Source organism: Pseudomonas sp. LBUM1647 (genome assembly GCF_059716175.1).
Genome location: NZ_CP166809.1, coordinates 6107675 through 6126187, shown reverse-complemented (window position 1 = coordinate 6126187; position 18513 = coordinate 6107675). Strand labels below are relative to the sequence as shown.

The following is an 18513-nucleotide window of genomic DNA, read 5'->3' as shown; positions in this document are numbered from 1 at the left end:
TATGTAATCTTATAACGTAAGTGCCGAGAGTTTGACCGCCTGCTTGGCGTTGCACAAGTCCCATGGGAGCATGCAAGTCAGAAATGTGCAGGAGCAGACTTATGTTGCGTATACGCGGAAGCATCGGCGACTGGCCGGTGGATTTGACGTTGGAGATGGATGACGGCGACTGGGCGCGGCTCGGTGCGCAGTTACAGGTGGTGAAACCGGAGGCCAGTGCTGCACCGGCAAAACCGATCAATCAGGATGATGCGCTGTGGCAGATCGCCAAGGATTTGCTGCGCAAGGCCGGGCAATTGAGCGGACCGGATTTGCTGGATCAGTTGGAAGGACTGACCGGCAGCGCGGCGTCGGGCAAGCGGTTGCTGGTGCGTTTGCGCCACTGCTCTGATGTGAAGGTGACGAGCGGCGGGGATACGCCGCTCTACAGCTGGCAAGAGCCAGCGTAGGAGCTGCCGCAGGCTGCGATCTTTTGATCTTCCGGCCATTCAGCGACCCAAAAGCAAGATCAAAAGATCGCAGCGCGCCGCAGCTCCTACGGGTTAATACAACGCAGCAAACAACTTGCGGCGGTACGTGGTCACCAGCGGGTGATCGTTGCCCAGCAGTTCGAACACCTGCAGCAAGGTCTTGTGCGGCAGGCCTTCGTTGTAGCTGCGATTGCGCACGAACAGCTTGAGCAACGCATCCAGCGCCGCATCGTACTGCTGACGGGCCAGTTGCTGGATCGCCAGCTGATAAACCGCTTCATCGTCCTGCGGATTCTTTGCCAGGCGCGCTTTCAGCTCTGCCGCATCCGGCAGGTCCTTGGCCTGACCGAGGAACTGGATCTGCGCCTTGGCGCCGGCGAGGGCTGCCTTGTGCTCATCGCTCTTGACTGCGTCGAGCACGGTTTGCGCTTCACCCAGCTCGCCACGTTCGGTGAGGCAGCGGGCGTAGAGAATCAGCGCCTTGGCATTGGTGTTGTTTTCGCCCAGCAGCACTTTCAGTGTGGCTTCGGCGTCGGCGAAGCGGTTGTCATCAAACAGGGCCTGAGCCTGTTCGAACGGGTCGGCAGCCGCCGGCGGCGGCATTTGCACGTGAGGTTCGAGCATTGCGCGTACCGCAGATTCAGGCTGTGCACCGGCGAAACCATCCACCGGCTGACCGTCCTTGAACAGCACCACCGTCGGCAGGCTGCGAATGCCGAAGCGCGAAACGATGTCCGGCTCGACGTCGCAGTTGACCTTGGCCAGCAGCAACTCGCCCTGATAGCTCTCCGCGATGGTTTGCAGCATCGGCATCAAGGCCTTGCACGGCGCACACCATTCGGCCCAGAAATCCACCAGCACCGGTTTGTGGAAAGAGTTCTCGATCACCGACTGCTCGAAATCGGCAGTCGTGGCGTCGAAGATGTACGGCGTTTCCTGACTCATGGGGGATCTCTTGGAAGCGTGAATCTGCTCACTATAAGGGCTGGCGCAAAAGATCGCAGCCTTCGGCAGCTCCTACATTGACCGAGTGCGAACCCAATCCTGTGGGAGCTGCCGAAGGTTCGGGCCGCGTTCGGACGATCTTTTAGCGGCTTCAAACGCGACGCGCGTGGTAGAGGCTCACATGCCGAAACTCTTCGGGTTCGGCCAGATCGGGCAGGGTCATCGCTTCCAGCATCTCGATGCGCTGATAGAGCGGGTGCCTGAAATCCCTCACTCGGGAATCCGCTACCAACGCTTGCTGGCCGCGACTCAGGAATTCATCGAGCAACGGCAGATTCGCCCGGTCGTACAGCACGTCGGCCACCAGAATCAGATCAAACCGATCCGCTTCGGCGAAAAAATCCGTCGAGTAGTTGAGGTGTACGTCATTGAGTTCGGCATTCGCCCGGCACGCCGCAATCGCCAGCGGGTCGAGGTCGCAGGCCACCACTTCCAGCGCTCCGGCCTTCACTGCCGCGATCCCCGCCACCCCGGAACCAGCACCGAAATCCAGCACCCGCTTGCCTTTGACCCACTCAGGGAATTCGGCGAGATAACGGGCGACCGCCAGCCCACTGGCCCAGCAAAAACTCCAATAAGGCGGCTCATGGAGAATCCGCCGGGTTTCTTCCGGGCTGAACGCGCGGTCCATGTTGTCGCCGTCGATCAGCCAAAGCTTCAGATCGGTGTCCGGCAATTCACAGGCAACCAGTTGTGCGTCACCGAGCAATTCACCCAGCGCCTGTTGCAGGTCGAGCGGTGCAATCATGGCGCTTTGACGAATTGCAGCTGACCCAGCACTTGCGTCGTTGGCTGGCTAATGACTTGCGACGGCAGATGCAAAATCAGCTGACCGGACTGGCTGGCGCGGCCCCGCAGTTCAACGCGGGCACCGACCGGGAAGGATTCCGGGTTGAAACGCAGGTGAAACGGCAGAGCCTGATTGGTGCCGATCAGGCTGGAACTGGCGAGCAATTGCTGCGGGCGGTCCTTGTCGTCGATCACCAGCAGCGCCAGTTCGACTTCGGCACCCGCCGGCACGCCTTGTAGGGTGCCGCTCAATTCACGCTGATACGCGGGGAGCGGGCCCAGGTTGGCGGACTCTTTGGCTTTTTTCTGCGCCGCCTGTGGGGCTGGCCCTGGCGTCGGCGGCTGGGGCTTGGGCGCATCGCTGCTGCAGGCCACCAGCAGGCTGAAAAGACTGAGCAAAACGAGCGGTCTTAGGGACATTTTCGGCTCCAGCAAGGTGAAATCCATGGATCTAGCTCTATAGCCCGTCTGTATACCGCAAACCCTATGGCTTGTCTTGCCACGGGGATGCGCTACCATGGCCCTCCCTTTTTTTGTTGCCTGCCACCATGCACTGTCCCTTCTGCGGTGCCAACGACACCAAGGTCATCGACTCGCGTCTGGTCGCCGAGGGCGAACAGGTACGCCGCCGGCGTGAATGCCTGGCCTGCGGCGAGCGTTTCACGACGTTCGAGACGGCCGAACTGGTGTTGCCGCGCCTGATCAAAACCGACGGCAGCCGCCAGCCGTTCGACGAAGAAAAACTCCGCGCCGGCATGCAGCGTGCGCTGGAGAAGCGCCCGGTGAGTGTCGAACGCCTGGAGTCGTCGTTGGTGCACATCAAACACAAACTGCGCGCCACCGGTGAGCGAGAGGTAAAATCCCTTGTCGTCGGTGAACTGGTGATGGCCGAGCTGCAAAAGCTCGACGAAGTCGCCTACATTCGTTTCGCCTCCGTGTATCGGCGCTTTCAGGACCTCAACGAGTTCCGCGAAGAGATCGATCGCCTGGCCAGAGAGCCGGTTAAAGAATGACCACCTCTTCCGAACAAGCCAGCCTCGACGCCCATTACATGGCCCGTGCCCTGGAACTGGCGCGCAAAGGTCATTACACGACGCACCCCAACCCGCGGGTTGGCTGCGTGATCGTGCGGGACGGGCAAATTGTCGGTGAAGGCTGGCACGTGCGCACCGGCGAACCCCACGCCGAAGTCCACGCCCTGCGCGCCGCCGGCGATAAGGCTCGAGGCGCCACCGCTTACGTGACCCTCGAACCTTGCAGCCACCACGGGCGTACGCCGCCTTGTGCGGATGCGCTGGTACATGCGGGTGTGGCTCGGGTCGTCGCGGCGATGCAAGACCCGAATCCGTCGGTTGCCGGTCGTGGCATGCAGCGCCTGGCCCAGGCCGGTATTGCTACCGAAAGCGGTGTGTTGGAAGGCGAAGCGCGCAAGCTCAACGAAGGTTTCCTAAAGCGCATGGAACACGGCTTGCCGTTCGTGCGGGTCAAGTTGGCCATGAGCCTTGACGGTCGCACGGCGATGGAAAGCGGCGAAAGCCAATGGATCACCGGTCCTGCGGCGCGTTCGGCGGTACAACGACTGCGTGCTCAGGCCAGCGTAGTGCTGACCGGCGCCGACACGGTGCTGGCAGACAACGCCCGTTTGACCGTACGCGCTGACGAGCTGGGGCTGGACGCCGAGCAAACCGCTTTGGCCATGAGCCGTCCGCCGCTTCGCGTGCTGATCGACGGTCGTCTGCGAGTGCCGCTGGATGCACCGTTCTTCAAGGCTGGCCCGGCGCTGGTCGCCACGTGCATGGCGATCGAAGAGCAATACGCCAACGGTCCGGAATGCCTGATCGTGGCGGGCGAGGATGGCTTGGTCGACCTGCGCAAACTGCTGGTCGAACTGGCCAATCGCGGGGTCAACGAAGTGTTGGTCGAAGCGGGTCCGCGCCTGGCCGGGGCTTTCGCTCAACAAGGGCTGGTCGACGAATTCCAGATTTTCATCGCAGGCAAGTTTTTAGGTTCGTCTGCGCGCCCGTTGCTGGATTGGCCGCTCGCGCAAATGAAGGATGCGCCTGAACTCAAAATCACCGAAATTCGCGCGGTTGGCGATGACTGGCGAGTCATCGCCATTCCTTCGCCAGCGGCGAGCGTATAATTCCGGGCCTGCGCCACGCGACGGCCCTGTTCTCGAGGAGGACTCCATGTTTACCGGCATCATCGAATCCATCGGCAGTATTCGTGCATTGACCCCAAAAGGCGGAGATGTGCGGGTACACGTAGAAACCGGCAAGCTCGATCTGAGCGACGTCAAACTGGGTGACAGCATCGCGGTCAACGGCGTGTGCCTGACTGCGGTTGAGTTACCAGGCAACGGCTTTGCGGCGGACGTCAGTCGCGAAACCCTCGACTGCACCGCCATGAATGATCTGAAAAGCGGCAGCCCGGTGAACCTGGAAAAAGCCCTGACCCCGACCACTCGCCTCGGCGGGCATCTGGTCAGCGGCCATGTCGATGGCGTGGGTGAAGTGGTTGCCCGTACCGAGAATGCTCGCGCGGTGGAATTCCGCATCCGTGCACCGAAAGAACTGGCCAAGTACATCGCCCATAAAGGCTCGATCACCGTCGACGGCACCAGCCTGACCGTGAACGCAGTCGATGGCGCCGAGTTCTTGCTGACGATCATTCCGCACACCTTGAGCGAAACCATCATGGCGTCTTATCAGCCAGGTCGCCGGGTGAACCTCGAAGTTGACTTGCTTGCCCGTTATCTGGAGCGCCTGCTGTTAGGCGATAAAGCCGCAGAGCCAACGTCCAGTAACATCACCGAAAGCTTTCTGGCCGCCAACGGCTACCTCAAATCCTGACTCAAGGGGGTGCCTTGTGGCGCTCAATAGCATCGAAGAACTGGTTGAAGACATCCGCCAAGGCAAGATGGTCATCCTCATGGATGACGAAGACCGCGAGAACGAAGGCGACCTGATCATGGCCGCCGAGTGCTGCCAGCCTGAACACATCAACTTCATGGCCAAGCACGCCCGTGGCCTGATCTGCATGCCGATGAGCCGCGAGCGCTGCGAACTGCTGAAGCTGCCCTTGATGGCGCCGCGCAACGGTTCCGGCTTCGGCACCAAGTTCACCGTGTCCATCGAAGCAGCCACCGGCGTGACCACCGGCATTTCTGCCGCCGACCGTGCGCGCACCGTGCAGGCCGCTGCCGCAAAAGACGCCAAGGCTGAAGACATCGTCAGCCCCGGCCACATCTTCCCGCTGATGGCCCAGGCTGGCGGCACCCTCGCTCGCGCCGGCCACACCGAAGCGGCATGCGACCTGGCGCGTATGGCCGGTTTCGAGCCGAGCGGCGTGATCTGCGAAGTGATGAACGACGACGGCACCATGTCCCGCCGCGCGGAACTGGAAGCGTTTGCTGCCGAACACAACATCAAGATCGGCACCATCGCCGACCTGATTCACTACCGGATGATCCACGAACGTACCGTTCAGCGGATTGCCGAGCAGCCGCTGGACAGCGAACTGGGCCAATTCAACCTGGTGACCTATCGTGATTCCGTGGAAGGCGACGTGCACATGGCCCTCACTCTGGGCACCGTGTGCGCTGAAGAGCCGACCCTGGTTCGGGTGCACAACATGGACCCGCTGCGCGACCTGTTGATGGTCAAGCAACCGGGCCGCTGGAGCCTGCGCGCGGCGATGGCCGCGGTTGCCGAGGCTGGAAGTGGTGTGGTGCTGTTGCTCGGTCACCCGCTCGATGGCGACGTGTTGCTGGCGCATATCCGTGAAACCGCGGAGCACGTTCCGGCGAAAAAACCGACCACCTACAGCATCGTGGGTGCCGGTTCGCAGATCCTTCGGGACCTGGGCGTGCGCAAAATGCGCCTGATGAGTGCTCCGATGAAATTTAATGCGATATCCGGTTTCGATCTGGAAGTTGTAGAATACGTGCCCTCCGAATAATGACCGGTTGTTTCCAGTCCTTGATTCGCGGTTAACACATCACTGAGGGACGCGTAGAAAACGCGTCCCGGCTCTTTAAGAGATCTAACGAATGACCCTGAAGACCATCGAAGGTACCTTCATCGCCCCTAAAGGCCGCTACGCTTTGGTAGTAGGCCGTTTCAACAGCTTCGTCGTTGAAAGTCTGGTCAGCGGTGCAGTTGATGCCCTGGTTCGCCACGGCGTGAGCGAAAGCGACATCACCATCATCCGCGCACCTGGCGCCTTCGAAATCCCGCTGGTTGCGCAGAAAGTCGCTCAGAAGGGCGAGTACGCGGCAATCATCGCCCTGGGCGCGGTCATTCGTGGCGGTACTCCGCACTTCGAATACGTGGCGGGCGAATGCACCAAGGGCCTGTCCCAGGTGTCCATGGAGTTCGGCGTTCCAGTCGCATTTGGCGTGCTGACCGTTGATTCCATCGAGCAAGCCATCGAACGTTCCGGCACCAAGGCCGGTAACAAAGGTGCTGAAGCTGCCCTGTCCGCTCTGGAAATGGTCAGCCTGCTGGCGCAGTTGGAGGCCAAGTGATTAGCGACGAAAGCGATCGTTTCAACCCGCGCGATCCAAAGCCTGCGGATGCCGGCAAGCCATCGAAAAGCGTCAAGCGTCGCGAAGCCCGTCAGCTCGCGACTCAGGCGCTGTACCAATGGCACATGGCCAAGCAATCTTTGAACGAGATCGAAGCGCAGTTTCGGGTCGATAACGATTTCAGCGATGTCGATGCCGCTTACTTCCACGACATCCTGCACGGCGTTCCGGCTCACAAGCCTGAGATCGACGCTGCACTGACGCCGTGCCTGGACATCACCATCGAAGAGCTGGACCCGGTTGAACTGGCCGTTCTGCGCCTGTCGACCTGGGAACTGCTCAAGCGCGTCGACGTGCCGTACCGCGTTGTGATCAACGAAGGTATCGAGCTGGCGAAAGTCTTCGGTTCCACCGACGGCCACAAGTTCGTCAACGGTGTACTCGACAAGCTGGCCCCGCGTCTGCGTGAAGCTGAAGTGAAGGCGTTCAAGCGCTGATTCGCGCTTGAATGGCTGCCATGGGCGAGTTTGAGCTGATCCGCAATTTCTTCGCCGCCGCGCCTTGTGCGCAGGGCGGCGAAGGCGTTGCCCTCGGGATCGGCGATGACTGCGCCTTGCTGGCTGTTCCCCCCGGGGAGCAGTTGGCCATTTCCACCGACACGCTGGTTGCCGGCGTGCATTTCGCAGATCCTTGCGACCCGTTTCTGCTCGGTCAGCGCTCGCTGGCCGTGGCCGTCAGCGACCTGGCTGCCATGGGCGCCACCCCCATTGCCTTTACCCTTGCCCTGACCTTGCCGACGGTGACCGCCGATTGGCTGGACGCCTACGCCCGTGGTTTGAACCTCATGGCGCAAAGCTGTGGCGTGGCGCTGGTGGGCGGCGATACCACCCGTGGGCCATTAAGCCTGACCATGACCGTGTTCGGTCGTGTGCCGACAGGTTTGGCGTTGACCCGCAGCGGTGCGCAGCCAGGCGATTTGCTGTGCGTTGGCGGTGAGCTTGGCAACGCGGCGGGGGCATTGCCGCTGGTGCTCGGTCAGCGGACGGCTGAAGCCACTATCGCCGATCCGCTGCTGGCACATTACTGGTCGCCGCAGCCGCAACTTGCGTTGGGCCAGGCGCTGCGTGGTAAAGCCACCTCGGCGCTGGACATCTCCGACGGCCTGCTCGCGGACTGCGGGCATATTGCCCTCGCGTCAAAGGTCGGCATTCAGGTTGAACGGGACACGTTGCCATTGTCGAAAGCTTTAGTGGCCTTCCTCGGTCAATCGGGTGCAGAAGTCGCGGCCCTGAGCGGCGGTGATGATTACGTGCTGGCCTTTACCTTACCGTCCGTCGACTTGCCGAAATTGGTGGCCGATGGCTGGCCGATCCATGTGGTCGGCCGTGTTGTGACGGGGCAGGGCGTGATGCTGCTAAACGCCGACGGTCAAGACATCACCCCGCAAACCCGGGGTTATCAACATTTTCGGGAGACACCGTGACAGATCATCCCAAACAGGTCCCGGCGGAATTCGTACCGCCGTCGGTCTGGCGCAATCCGTGGCACTTCCTGGCGTTCGGCTTCGGTTCGGGCACCTTGCCAAAAGCACCGGGCACCTGGGGTTCGTTAGTTGCGCTACCCTTTATCCCGTTGTGGCAGATGCTGCCCGATTGGGGCTACTGGCTGATGCTCGGCATCACCATGCTGTTCGGCTTCTGGCTGTGCGGCAAAGTAGCCGACGATTTGCGGGTGCACGACCACGAAGGCATCGTCTGGGACGAAATGGTTGGGATGTGGATCACCTTGTGGCTGGTGCCGGAAGGTTGGTACTGGTTGCTGGCGGGTTTTTTGATGTTCCGCTTCTTCGACATCCTCAAGCCGTGGCCGATTCACTGGATCGACCGGCATGTGCATGGCGGCGTCGGGATCATGCTCGATGATGTATTGGCCGGGGTATTTGCGTGGTTGGCGATGCAGGGGCTGGTATGGATTTTTGCCTGACGGGCAAAACAGGGGACTAGGGATGGCTCGACGCTGGTTGGCTGTGATGGTTTTCGCGATGTTTTGCTCGCTCGCCCAGGCGAGTGACGGGGGCACAACGCCGTCGGTGATTCATCTGGCCAGCGAAGACTGGGAAGACTACACCGCCGCCGATGGCCACGGTCTGGGCTGGGACGTGTTGCGGGAAGTCTTCGAACCGGCAGGTGTCAAACTGGACATCCGCAGCGAACCCTACGTCCGCTCCATGGGCCTGGCCCAGCGCGGCGAAGTGGATGCCTGTGTCGGCTCCTATTTTGATGAGTCCAGCGATCTGCTCTATCCGCGCTGGAATTTCGATACCGATCACATCTATGCCTTGGGCCTGGCCAGCAACCCCGCACCGACCCCGGAAACCCTGGGCAACTATCGACTGGCCTGGGTCCGCGGCTACGACTACCAGGATTACCTGCCCAACGTGCGCCGCTATAACGAAGTCATGCGGCGTACCGGGATTTTGTCGATGTTGACCCGCAACCGCGCCGACTTTTACATCGACGCGCTGACCGAGGTCGACTATGTCCTCAAGTGGGCCAAGGATCCGTCGCAGTTCCGTCGCACCCACATCGCGGAATTGCCGCTGTATCTGTGCTTTGCCAAGACCCCTAAGGCCCGGATACTGATGGCGCTGTTTGATCAGCGCATGGAGCAACTGGTGAAAAACGGCCAGCTGAAACCGATCTTCGAACGCTGGAAACAACCCTATCCATTCGACTCAAACTGAACACGGTCAATGTAGGAGCTGCCGAAGGCTGCGATCTTTTGATCTTTGTGCCTTCAAAGGCACCGCACATCAAAATCAAAAGATCGCAGCCTTCGGCAGCTCCTACATTGATCGCAGGGGACCTGAGATCTAACTTTTTGATTGTTATGCCCCATAATTCAGCCTAAGCGTCTGTCGGAACGTGCTGTTACAATGCCGCCTCTGCGAATCTCCAGTACTTATTGATCAGGAGCACACCGGTGCCTGTCGTTTTTGTCGCCGCTTCCAAGCTGCCAACGCCTTTTGCGCAATTCACCATGCACGGCTTTCTCGATGAAGAAAACGGGCGCGAGCACGTTGTGCTGAGCCTGGGTGAGTTCGCCGACGGTGCCCCGGTACTCGGCCGGTTGCACTCCGAATGCCTGACTGGCGATGCCTTGTTCAGCCAGCGTTGCGACTGCGGCTCGCAACTCGAGGCCGCCTTGCAGGCCATCGCCCGTGAAGGCCGTGGCGTGTTGCTGTACTTGCGTCAAGAGGGCCGAGGCATTGGCCTGCTGAACAAGATCCGCGCCTATGAATTGCAGGATGGCGGCGCCGATACCGTTGAAGCCAACGAGCGTCTGGGCTTTGCCGCCGACCAACGTGACTACGCCATGTGCCTGCCGATGCTGGAGCACCTGGGCGTGAAATCCCTGCGTCTGATGACCAATAACCCACGCAAGGTCAAAGCCTTGACCGACATGGGCATCGTGGTCGCCGAGCGCGTGCCGCTGCACACCGGCCACAATCCGCACAACAAACTCTACCTGGCCACCAAGGCCAGCAAGCTCGACCACATGATGGGCAACGAGCATCAGGGTGAGGCAGACCGGGCGTGACCCGCGGTCAGGTTCGGCGGCGACTGTCCGTCAACTGGTGGCAATACCTGGCGCTGGCCTTGGTACCGCTGTTCGTGATCAACGGCGTTTTTGGCCAGAGCGAGGCGATCCTGCCGGTGCTGGCGATGCCGTTGTTCATCGCCGGTGTGGCGTCGATGTTTGTCAGCCTGAAATTCTTTGGCGGCTATAAGCACGCGCTGATCGCCACTCAAAAAGCCCTCGACACCCCTGAAGAACCTGCTGCCTGGATCGCCCTGGCTGCCAAGCGTCGCACGGCATTCCTGGCTGCCGGCCTGCCAGCCTGGATCGGCGCGCTGGCGGTATTCGTCGGCCTCGAAGCCGTGCCGTTGATGCTGCTGGCGCTGTCGACCCTGGTGTTGTTTTACCTCTACCGTATTCCGCGTCAACTCGGCTGATGCGGCTCATCTGGCTGGCGGTTTTGCTGCTGGCCGTCAATGGTCCGGCGGCTGCGGTCGAACGCGTTGTCAGCCTCGCGCCATCGCTCTCTGAAATCGTTGTTGAGCTGGGTTCAGCCGACCTGCTGGTGGGTGTGCTGGATGCCGGTGAGCGTCCTGCCGAGCTCAAAAACCTTCCTTCGGTTGGCCGCTATGGCCAGCTGGACATGGAACAGCTGCTCAGTCTCAAACCTGATCTGTTGTTGCTCTGGCCCGGCAGCGTTGGCCCGGCCCAGCGTGAACAGCTCAAGCGGTTGAGCATTCCCACCTACATTGCCGAACCTCACAACCTTGAACAACTCACTTCACAGATCGAGGCGATTGCCTCACAGCTCGGCCGTTCGGAGCGTGGCGTTTCATTGGCTGAAAAGTTGCGTCAGCAACTGGATTCGCTGCGCCAGCGTTATCGTCGGGATGTGCCATTGCGGGTGTTTTATCAGGTCTGGGATCGGCCGCTGTACACCGTTGGTGGCGGGCAGATCATCAGTGATGCGCTTGAAGTGTGCGGGGCGCGCAATGTGTTTGCCGACCTGACCCTGCCGGCGCCGCAGGTCAGTATTGAGGCGGTATTGCAGCGTAATCCAGACGTAATTCTGGCCAGTGATCAGGCGCAGCTCGATGCGTGGAAAGCATGGCCGCAGGTGGCTGCGGTGGCGCAGGGACGGTTGCTGTTGGTAACGGATAAAGGGCTGGAGCGGCCGAGTGGGCAGATGATCGAAGCGACTGCCAAACTCTGTCAATTGATCGCGCCCGACCGCTGACCTGTGGCGAGGGGATTTATCCCCGTTCGGCTGCGAAGCAGTCGTAAACATTGCATGGGTTGTACCTGATACGCCGCGCGTGCAGGCGTTGGGGGCCGCTTCGCAGCCCGACGGGGATAAATCCCCTCGCCACAAATGACCGCGTGGCTCTTTAGAGCTCCGGTGTCCAGGTCACCCCAAACATCCACGCCCGACCTTCCTCACGATACCCATACTGGCTGCCATCATGGCTGTACAGCGCCCGGCTATAACCCTTGTCCAGCAGGTTGTCGACCTTAAGCTCAAGCTTGATCTCACGGTTCAACTCCCAGCTGCTGCGCAACCCCAGCAGCGCATACCCGCCCAACGGCTGCTGATTGTTCTCATCGTCGTAGCTACTGCTCACGGCCTGCCAACTGGCGCCGAGCCCTAGCCGGTCGAACTGCCGATCCAGATCCAGGCTCAAGGTCCGCCGCGCGCGACGAGCCAGGGTGTGACCGCTGTCGCGATCCCGCGGGTCGATGATCGCCACACCGAGGTTGCTCTGCCAGCCGAACAGTTCCTGTTTCAAAGCCGCTTCGAAACCATTGATACGTGCCGAGGCGACGTTCTGCGGCCGTGAGTTGCTACCGAAAATAATCGCGTCTTCCAGGTCCGTACGGTACAGAGAAGCTTCCAGGCGAGCGGTGTCTGTCAGTTGACTGCGCCATTGCAGCTCATAGCTTTTCGACGTCTCGGGTTTCAGATCCGGATTACTGAAGTCGGGGTAATACAGATCATTGAACGTCGGCGCGCGGAAGCCTTCGCTGTAGGTCAGCAGCACATCGTTGTCCGGATTCAGCGGCAGGGTGAAAGTGCCACTCCAGCTGTTCTGGCCGCCGAACTGCTGGTTCTGATCCCGGCGCAGACCCAGCTCGGTGGAGAAGCTATCCGCCTGGTAGTGATGCTGAATGAACGCCGCATGGTTCCAGCGGCTGTCCTCGTCGAATGGCGTGCTGCTGTTGATCCGGTCCTCGTACCAGTCGCCGCCGAGGATCAGGCTGTTGCGCTCGTCGAGGGTCAGGTCGTTCTGCCAGTTCACCGAGTCGCGATACGTGTTGAAAACACTGCGTTCGTCACTGAGCTTGTCGAGCGTCTTCTCGCGGTTTTCACTGTGGCCGAACTCGACGCGGGTTTTCCACAGGTCACTGATACGCGCATCGACGTAACTGCTGACGCTGCTCACCGCGAAGTCGCTGTAGGGCTGTTGCTGAACTGACTCGAACGTGTCCATGTCGAAGCGACCGAATGGATTATCGAACTCACTTTTTCCACGGTTATCCAGCAGGTTGGCGCCGATTTCGAGGTCATCGGTGAGGGCGTGACTCAGGCTCAAGCTCATCGATTTGTTGCGGTATTCGTCATGATCGCCATCGCTGGGGTACGACTCGCGGGTGCGATTGATTCCGGCGGTTTCATCGAGGCTGGCGCCGAGATTGAATCGGGTCTGCTCGTCGCCGCCGGACAGCCCGAGGCTGCGTTCCCAGGTCTGATTGCTGCCAAAGCCCACGTGCATTCGCGGTTGCAGGCCTTGCTCGCCGCCGCGACGAGTAAAGATCTGGATCACCCCGCCAATCGCATCGCTGCCATAAATCACCGAGCGGGAACCGCGCAGCACTTCCACGCGCTCGACCTGTTCAATGTTGATGTGTTGCAGGTTGCTGTCGCCGGAGGTGGAGTTGCCGATGCGCTGGCCGTCGACCAGCACCAGGCTTTGGGCCGACTTGGTACCGCGAATGTAAATCCCCGGCAGACTCCCGCGCCCGCCGGTTTGCCCGACCTGCACACCCGGCACACGACGCAGCAAGTCAGTGACGCTGCTCGGTTGCAGGCGATCAATATCTTCGCGGGTGAACACGGTGTTGGCGGCGCTGCTGTCATTGCGCGCTTCGACCTGACGATTGGCGCTGATCAGCACGTCGGGAAGCTTCAGGGCTTGATCGCGTTCGAAGGTGTCGGCCAGCAGTTGGCCGGCCGGCAGCAGGGTCAGCGTCAGGGCGAGGGGGGAGAGTTTCATCGGAAGTCCATTGGCTTTGGAGCGAGTACAGTTTTGAAAGGCATGAAAACCAATGTGGGAGCGAGCTTGCTCGCGATGACGGTGTGTCAGTCAACGAATATGTCGACTGTCAGACCGCTATCGCGAGCAAGCTCGCTCCCACAGGGTTTTGTATGTGTCTTTAGATGTTGAGCAGTTGCAAGCGCTCACGCACCGACGCTTCGATCCCGGCCTCATCCAGCCCGCATTCGGCCAGCATTTGCGCAGGCTTGGCGTGCTCGACGTAACTGTCCGGCAGGCCCAGATGCAGCATCGACTTGAGGATGTTTTCGCGAGCAAGAAACTCGCTGACCGCGCCACCGGCACCGCCCATGATCGCGTTCTCTTCGATGGTCACCAGCAGCTCGTGGCTGCTGGCGATATCGCGAACCAGTGCTTCATCAAGCGGTTTGACGAAACGCATGTCGACCACGGTTGCATCCAGCGTCTCGGCGACTTTCAGCGCCTCGGCCAGTTGCACGCCGAACACCAGCAGAGCGACTTTGCTGCCCTGACGACGAACCACACCCTTGCCGATTTCGATCGGTTCGAGGTCTTTCTCGATCGTCGCGTTCGGGCCAGAGCCGCGCGGATAACGCACCGCCGCCGGCCCGTTGAACAGGTGGCCAGTGGTGAGCATTTTGCGCAGTTCGTTCTCGTCGCTCGGGGTCATCACCAGCATGCCGGGGATGCAGCGCAGGAACGACAGGTCGAAGCTGCCCGCATGAGTCGGGCCGTCTTCGCCGACCAGACCTGCGCGGTCGATGGCGAACAGGACGTCGAGGTTTTGCACCGCGACGTCATGAATCAGTTGGTCGTAACCGCGTTGCAGGAACGTCGAATAAATCGCCACCACCGGTTTCGCGCCTTCGCAGGCCATGCCGGCAGCGAGGGTCACAGCGTGTTGCTCGGCAATCGCCACATCGAAATAGCGCAGCGGGAAACGCTCGCTGAAGGCCACCAGATCGGAGCCTTCCTTCATCGCCGGGGTAATGCCCACCAAACGCGGATCAGACGCGGCCATGTCGCATAGCCATTCACCAAATACGCCGGAATACTTCGGCCCGCCGGCTTTCTTCGGCGCGGCGGCCGGAGCGTTCAGCGGTTCGAGTTTGGTAATCGCGTGGTAGCCGATCGGGTCGACTTCTGCCGGGGCGAAGCCTTTGCCTTTCTTGGTGACGACGTGCAGGAACTGCGGGCCTTTCAGATCGCGCATGTTGCGCAGGGTGGCGATCAGGGTAGGCAGGTCGTGGCCATCGATCGGGCCGATGTAATTCCAGCCCAGCTCTTCAAACAGCGTGCCGGGGACCAGCATGCCTTTTGCGTATTCTTCGGTGCGGCGGGCGATTTCCCAGGCGCCGGGCAGGCGCGACAGGACCTTTTTGCTGCCTTCGCGCATGCTCGCGTAAGTGCGGCTGGAAAGGATTTTCGCCAGATAGTTCGACAGCCCGCCAACGTTGCGCGAGATCGACATGTCGTTGTCGTTGAGGATCACCAGCATGTTGGCGTTCACTTCCGGCGCATGGTTCAGCGCCTCGAAGGCCATGCCGGCGGTCAGTGCGCCATCGCCGATCACGGCGATCGCCTTGCGATCACTGTTCTGCAGGCGGGCGGCAATGGCCATGCCCAGCGCTGCGCTGATCGACGTGCTGGAGTGGCCGACGCCAAAGGTGTCGTACTCGCTCTCGGAACGACGCGGGAAGGCTGCGACGCCGTCCTTCTGGCGCAGGGTGCCCATGCGCTCGCGACGGCCGGTGAGTATTTTGTGCGGATAGGCCTGATGACCCACGTCCCACACCAGCCGGTCGTCCGGGGTGTCGAACACGTAATGCAGCGCGATGGTCAGCTCGATGACGCCCAGGCCGGCACCGAAATGCCCGCCGGTCTGACCGACCGTGTAGAGCAATTCCAGGCGCAACTCATCGGCCAGGGTTTCCAGCTCGGCTTCGCCTAACCGGCGCAGGCCGTCCGGCGTGTTGGCACGGTCGAGCAGGGGCGTGGTCGGGCGCTTGCGGGGAATCTCATGAAACGTCGTGGGCATCAGGCGAATCGTTATAGGTATAAAAGATGCGGCAGTTTACCTGATGCATCGCCCCCTGCCCACGCGTTGGTATTTTTTGGCGGATACGCCGTCAGCTGCGCCGATCGACGATATAACGGGCCAGATCGCGCAATGGCTCGGCTGCCGCGTCAAACGGTCGCAGCGCATGCAGGGCTTGATCGCGCAGTTCCAGGGCGTAGGCCTTTGCGGCGTCGAGGCCGAGCAGGGCCGGATAGGTCGGCTTGTCGCGCGCGATGTCGGCGCCCTGGCGTTTGCCGAGGGTTTCGGTATCGCTTTCGACGTCGAGAATGTCGTCCTGCACCTGGAACGCCAGGCCGATGGCCTGTGCATAAGTCTGCAAGGACTTGAGTTCGTCCTTTTCGGCGCGACCACTGGCCAGGGCACCGAGTTTGACGCTGGCCTCGATCAGCGCGCCGGTCTTGTGTCGGTGCATGTATTCGAGGGCTTTTTGATCGAGTTTCAGACCGACCGAGCCGAGGTCGATGGCTTGACCGCCGACCATGCCTGCCGGGCCCGCGGCCAATGCGAGAGCGCTGACCATTTGCAGGCGGATTTCAGCGTCCGAGGTGCTCAGACGCGGATCAAGCAGGGCGCTGAAGGCCAGGCTCTGCAAGCCGTCACCGGCCAGAATCGCGCAGGCTTCATCAAATTTTTTGTGAGTGGTCGGCTGGCCGCGACGCAAATCGTCGTCGTCCATGGCCGGCAAATCGTCATGCACCAGGGAATAAGCGTGAATCAGCTCCACCGCGCACGCTGCGCCGTTGGCGTGCTCAGCCTTGCCGCCCAGCGCTTCGCACGCGGCGTAGGCCAGCAGCGGGCGGACCCGTTTGCCGCCATTCATCACGCTGTAGCGCATGGCTTCGTACAGACGCGCGAGCTCAGGGCTCGGCGCGTTGAACAGGGTTTCCAGTGCAGCATTGACGCGGGCCTGGCTGGTCGCCGAATACGCTGCAATCATTCTGGCTGATCCGCGTCGAAGGGTTCCTCGGCCAGCTCGCCATCACGCTCGAGCAGCACCTGAACCTTTTGCTCGGCCTGGGCCAGCGCCGCCTGGCAATCGCGGGTCAGACCGATGCCCTGTTCGAAAGCCGTCAGCGAGTCTTCCAGCGACAATTCGCCGTTCTCCAGGCGCTCCACCAGCGTTTGCAGGTCAGCGAGAGATTGTTCGAAATCCAGTGCAGCTTTTTTGCGGGCCATGGCGGCTATTTCCGGTTGACGTTAAACCGGCGCGACACTAGCAGACATGGGGGTTATGGGCAAATGAGGGCCGCGTTTCGGCCACTGGCTTCAGCCGCAACACACTTTGTGTAGCAGCTGGCGAAGCCTGCGTCCGGCTGCGCAGCAGTCGTCAATCCTGCGTGCACGGTATGCCTGATGTACCGCGAGTTCTGGTTTTACGACTGCTGCGCAGTCGGACGCAGGCTTCGCCAGCTGCTACAGATCGCGGTTTGGTTCAATTAAAGTGGTGAGACATCGGAGTAGTTGATCTGGTATCGAGTACTGCGCCCGCCACCGGGCAGACGTATGAGGAAACCTTTCTCCAACAACTCGGCTAAATGACGGGTTGCGGTAGCTTTGGATACCTTCGCCACGGCCTGATACTGCGCCGCACTGATGCCCTCCGAGAAACCTCGTTCCCCACCATCGAGCAAGCGGTTCAGCACCTTGGTTTGCTCGGTTGAAATCTCTGATTCCCGGTGCGCCTGCCAGAAACGCGCCTTGCCCAGCACGCTTTCGATCCGCGCCATGGCTTGTTGCAAGCTGCGCAGCAGGGTCTGCAGAAACCATTCCAGCCACTCGGTGATATCCAGTGTGGCTTTCTGGCAGGTTTCGAGCACTCGATAATAGCCGGACCGATCCTCGAGAATGCTCGCGGACATGGCATAGAAGCGGATGGCTTGGTCTTCACCCTGAGCCAATGCCAGATCGGTGATCGTTCGCGTCAGGCGACCGTTGCCATCGTCGAAAGGGTGCAATGTGACAAACCAGAAGTGCGCGATGCCGGCCCGCAGCAATGGATCGAGTCCCGCCTGATTTCGGCTGGCGGTAAACCAGGTGAGGAAGGTGTCGAGCTGTCGCTCAAGGCCCTGGCGAGGCGGGGCTTCGAAGTGAACGGTTGGTCTGTCGAGCCGGCCGGACACCACTTGCATCGGATCATCGCCACGTAACGCGCCGACACGGATCGACCGGCTGGCGAGATCGGTCTCTTGCTCGGGAAAAAGCCATTCGTGCCAATCGAGTAATCGCTCCAGCGTCAGCGGTTCAGCGAAATGCTGAGTGGCGTCGAGCATCAATTGCGCCAACCCTTCACTGCGCTGGCTGACATTATTGCCATCGACCAGCTCCAGGCCCAGCCGCCGCGCCAACGAAGAGCGAACCGAGCCAGCATTCAACTGCTCACCCTCAATGGCGGAGGAGGTCACGATGTTCTGCAGCAGCGCATCCAGTTCGCTCTGAGCGCTCAGCGAACTGCCCACTGAGCTGGCCATGCCCATCAATCGCCCTTGTGCTTGGACACACTCGCGCAAAAACGGCCCCAACCGCTCTGCTTGCCAGTTGAAATTCGGCCAATCGGGCTGCTGCCAGATCCAGTGAGGTGCCATGAACTCGGTGCTCTTGGAGTGGGTGAGCCGAATAGAAATGTTATTCGGCTCATATGGTGAGCCGAATATGACGCCTATTCGGCTCACCGTCCACCTGCCAGCGTGAATCCCACCGCAAAAATAGAGGTATCCGATTGTTAAAAAACCGCCGAATGGCTAATCTTCGCGCCTTCTACGACCCGATAGT

At 60.8% G+C, this 18513-nt stretch carries 21 protein-coding genes; 13 read left to right on the top strand and 8 right to left on the bottom strand.

All coding sequences use genetic code 11. The features are described from left to right. Positions 1-101 precede the first annotated feature (101 nt). Entirely contained in the window at positions 102-449 is a 348-nt protein-coding gene (locus ACA059_RS28325) for a hypothetical protein (protein WP_497631794.1), read from the top strand. Positions 450-542: 93 nt separating this feature from the next. Here ACA059_RS28325 and trxA read toward each other — a convergent pair whose 3' ends face one another. From trxA to ACA059_RS28310, 3 genes are all read right to left on the bottom strand, one after another. Further along, on the bottom strand, positions 543-1415 hold the full coding sequence (gene trxA, locus ACA059_RS28320; protein ID WP_497631793.1) for a thioredoxin: 873 nt from the start codon (positions 1413-1415) through the stop codon (positions 543-545). Between the two features lie 151 nt (positions 1416-1566). Next, entirely contained in the window at positions 1567-2223 is a 657-nt protein-coding gene (locus tag ACA059_RS28315) for a class I SAM-dependent methyltransferase (protein ID WP_497631792.1), read from the bottom strand. After that, entirely contained in the window at positions 2220-2684 is a 465-nt protein-coding gene (locus ACA059_RS28310) for a hypothetical protein (protein ID WP_497631791.1), read from the bottom strand. The genes ACA059_RS28315 and ACA059_RS28310 overlap by 4 nt, the downstream gene beginning before the upstream one ends. 128 nt (positions 2685-2812) lie before the next feature. Here ACA059_RS28310 and nrdR point away from each other — a divergent pair, with 128 nt between their 5' ends. The 12 genes from nrdR (at position 2813) to ACA059_RS28250 (ending at position 11608) form a co-directional block, all read left to right on the top strand. Continuing rightward, on the top strand, positions 2813-3277 hold the full coding sequence (gene nrdR / locus ACA059_RS28305) for a transcriptional regulator NrdR (protein WP_003228656.1): 465 nt from the start codon (positions 2813-2815) through the stop codon (positions 3275-3277). Further along, complete coding sequence (gene ribD / locus ACA059_RS28300; RefSeq protein WP_497631790.1) at positions 3274-4407, top strand: bifunctional diaminohydroxyphosphoribosylaminopyrimidine deaminase/5-amino-6-(5-phosphoribosylamino)uracil reductase RibD; 1134 nt, start codon at positions 3274-3276, stop codon at positions 4405-4407. The genes nrdR and ribD overlap by 4 nt, the downstream gene beginning before the upstream one ends. A 46-nt stretch (positions 4408-4453) precedes the next feature. After that, positions 4454-5116, top strand: coding sequence for a riboflavin synthase (locus ACA059_RS28295; protein ID WP_008033746.1), 663 nt, complete (start codon positions 4454-4456; stop codon positions 5114-5116). Between the two features lie 16 nt (positions 5117-5132). Beyond that, complete coding sequence (ribBA, locus tag ACA059_RS28290) at positions 5133-6224, top strand: bifunctional 3,4-dihydroxy-2-butanone-4-phosphate synthase/GTP cyclohydrolase II (protein ID WP_033059428.1); 1092 nt, start codon at positions 5133-5135, stop codon at positions 6222-6224. 91 nt (positions 6225-6315) lie between these two features. After that, the gene (gene ribH / locus ACA059_RS28285) at positions 6316-6792 is read left to right on the top strand and encodes a 6,7-dimethyl-8-ribityllumazine synthase (RefSeq protein ID WP_074871273.1); all 477 of its coding nucleotides are present in this window, start codon (positions 6316-6318) and stop codon (positions 6790-6792) included. Then, positions 6789-7289, top strand: coding sequence for a transcription antitermination factor NusB (gene nusB, locus ACA059_RS28280; protein ID WP_008153530.1), 501 nt, complete (start codon positions 6789-6791; stop codon positions 7287-7289). Before ribH ends, nusB begins: the two co-directional genes overlap by 4 nt. Before the next feature lie 20 nt (positions 7290-7309). Then, positions 7310-8275: a thiamine-phosphate kinase gene (gene thiL / locus ACA059_RS28275; protein ID WP_497631789.1), complete on the top strand. Its 966-nt coding sequence runs from the start codon at positions 7310-7312 to the stop codon at positions 8273-8275. Further along, positions 8272-8775: a phosphatidylglycerophosphatase A family protein gene (locus tag ACA059_RS28270; RefSeq protein WP_150782649.1), complete on the top strand. Its 504-nt coding sequence runs from the start codon at positions 8272-8274 to the stop codon at positions 8773-8775. Before thiL ends, ACA059_RS28270 begins: the two co-directional genes overlap by 4 nt. 22 nt (positions 8776-8797) lie before the next feature. Further along, positions 8798-9535 (top strand): substrate-binding periplasmic protein, encoded by a 738-nt coding sequence (locus ACA059_RS28265; protein ID WP_497631788.1) that lies wholly within the window; start codon positions 8798-8800, stop codon positions 9533-9535. A gap of 239 nt (positions 9536-9774) precedes the next feature. Then, positions 9775-10392 carry a GTP cyclohydrolase II gene (gene ribA, locus ACA059_RS28260; RefSeq protein WP_027924335.1) on the top strand — a complete coding sequence of 206 codons (618 nt, stop codon included), beginning with the start codon at positions 9775-9777 and terminating at the stop codon, positions 10390-10392. After that, a complete protein-coding gene (locus ACA059_RS28255) occupies positions 10389-10808 on the top strand; it encodes a hypothetical protein (protein ID WP_033059418.1) in 420 nt (139 codons plus the stop codon). Before ribA ends, ACA059_RS28255 begins: the two co-directional genes overlap by 4 nt. Then, positions 10808-11608, top strand: coding sequence for a cobalamin-binding protein (locus ACA059_RS28250; RefSeq protein ID WP_497631787.1), 801 nt, complete (start codon positions 10808-10810; stop codon positions 11606-11608). Before ACA059_RS28255 ends, ACA059_RS28250 begins: the two co-directional genes overlap by 1 nt. A 151-nt stretch (positions 11609-11759) precedes the next feature. Here ACA059_RS28250 and ACA059_RS28245 read toward each other — a convergent pair whose 3' ends face one another. From ACA059_RS28245 to ACA059_RS28225, 5 genes are all read right to left on the bottom strand, one after another. Further along, positions 11760-13643, bottom strand: a complete 1884-nt coding sequence (locus ACA059_RS28245) for a TonB-dependent receptor domain-containing protein (RefSeq protein WP_497631786.1) — start codon at positions 13641-13643, stop codon at positions 11760-11762. A 160-nt stretch (positions 13644-13803) separates the two neighbouring features. Then, positions 13804-15702, bottom strand: coding sequence for a 1-deoxy-D-xylulose-5-phosphate synthase (dxs, locus tag ACA059_RS28240; RefSeq protein ID WP_497631785.1), 1899 nt, complete (start codon positions 15700-15702; stop codon positions 13804-13806). A gap of 91 nt (positions 15703-15793) precedes the next feature. Then, a complete protein-coding gene (gene ispA / locus ACA059_RS28235) occupies positions 15794-16681 on the bottom strand; it encodes a (2E,6E)-farnesyl diphosphate synthase (RefSeq protein ID WP_497631784.1) in 888 nt (295 codons plus the stop codon). Next, complete coding sequence (locus ACA059_RS28230; protein WP_007894317.1) at positions 16678-16920, bottom strand: exodeoxyribonuclease VII small subunit; 243 nt, start codon at positions 16918-16920, stop codon at positions 16678-16680. Before ACA059_RS28230 ends, ispA begins: the two co-directional genes overlap by 4 nt. Positions 16921-17180: 260 nt before the next feature. Beyond that, positions 17181-18326 carry a Fic family protein gene (locus ACA059_RS28225; protein ID WP_497631783.1) on the bottom strand — a complete coding sequence of 382 codons (1146 nt, stop codon included), beginning with the start codon at positions 18324-18326 and terminating at the stop codon, positions 17181-17183. Between the last annotated feature and the right edge of the window lie 187 nt (positions 18327-18513).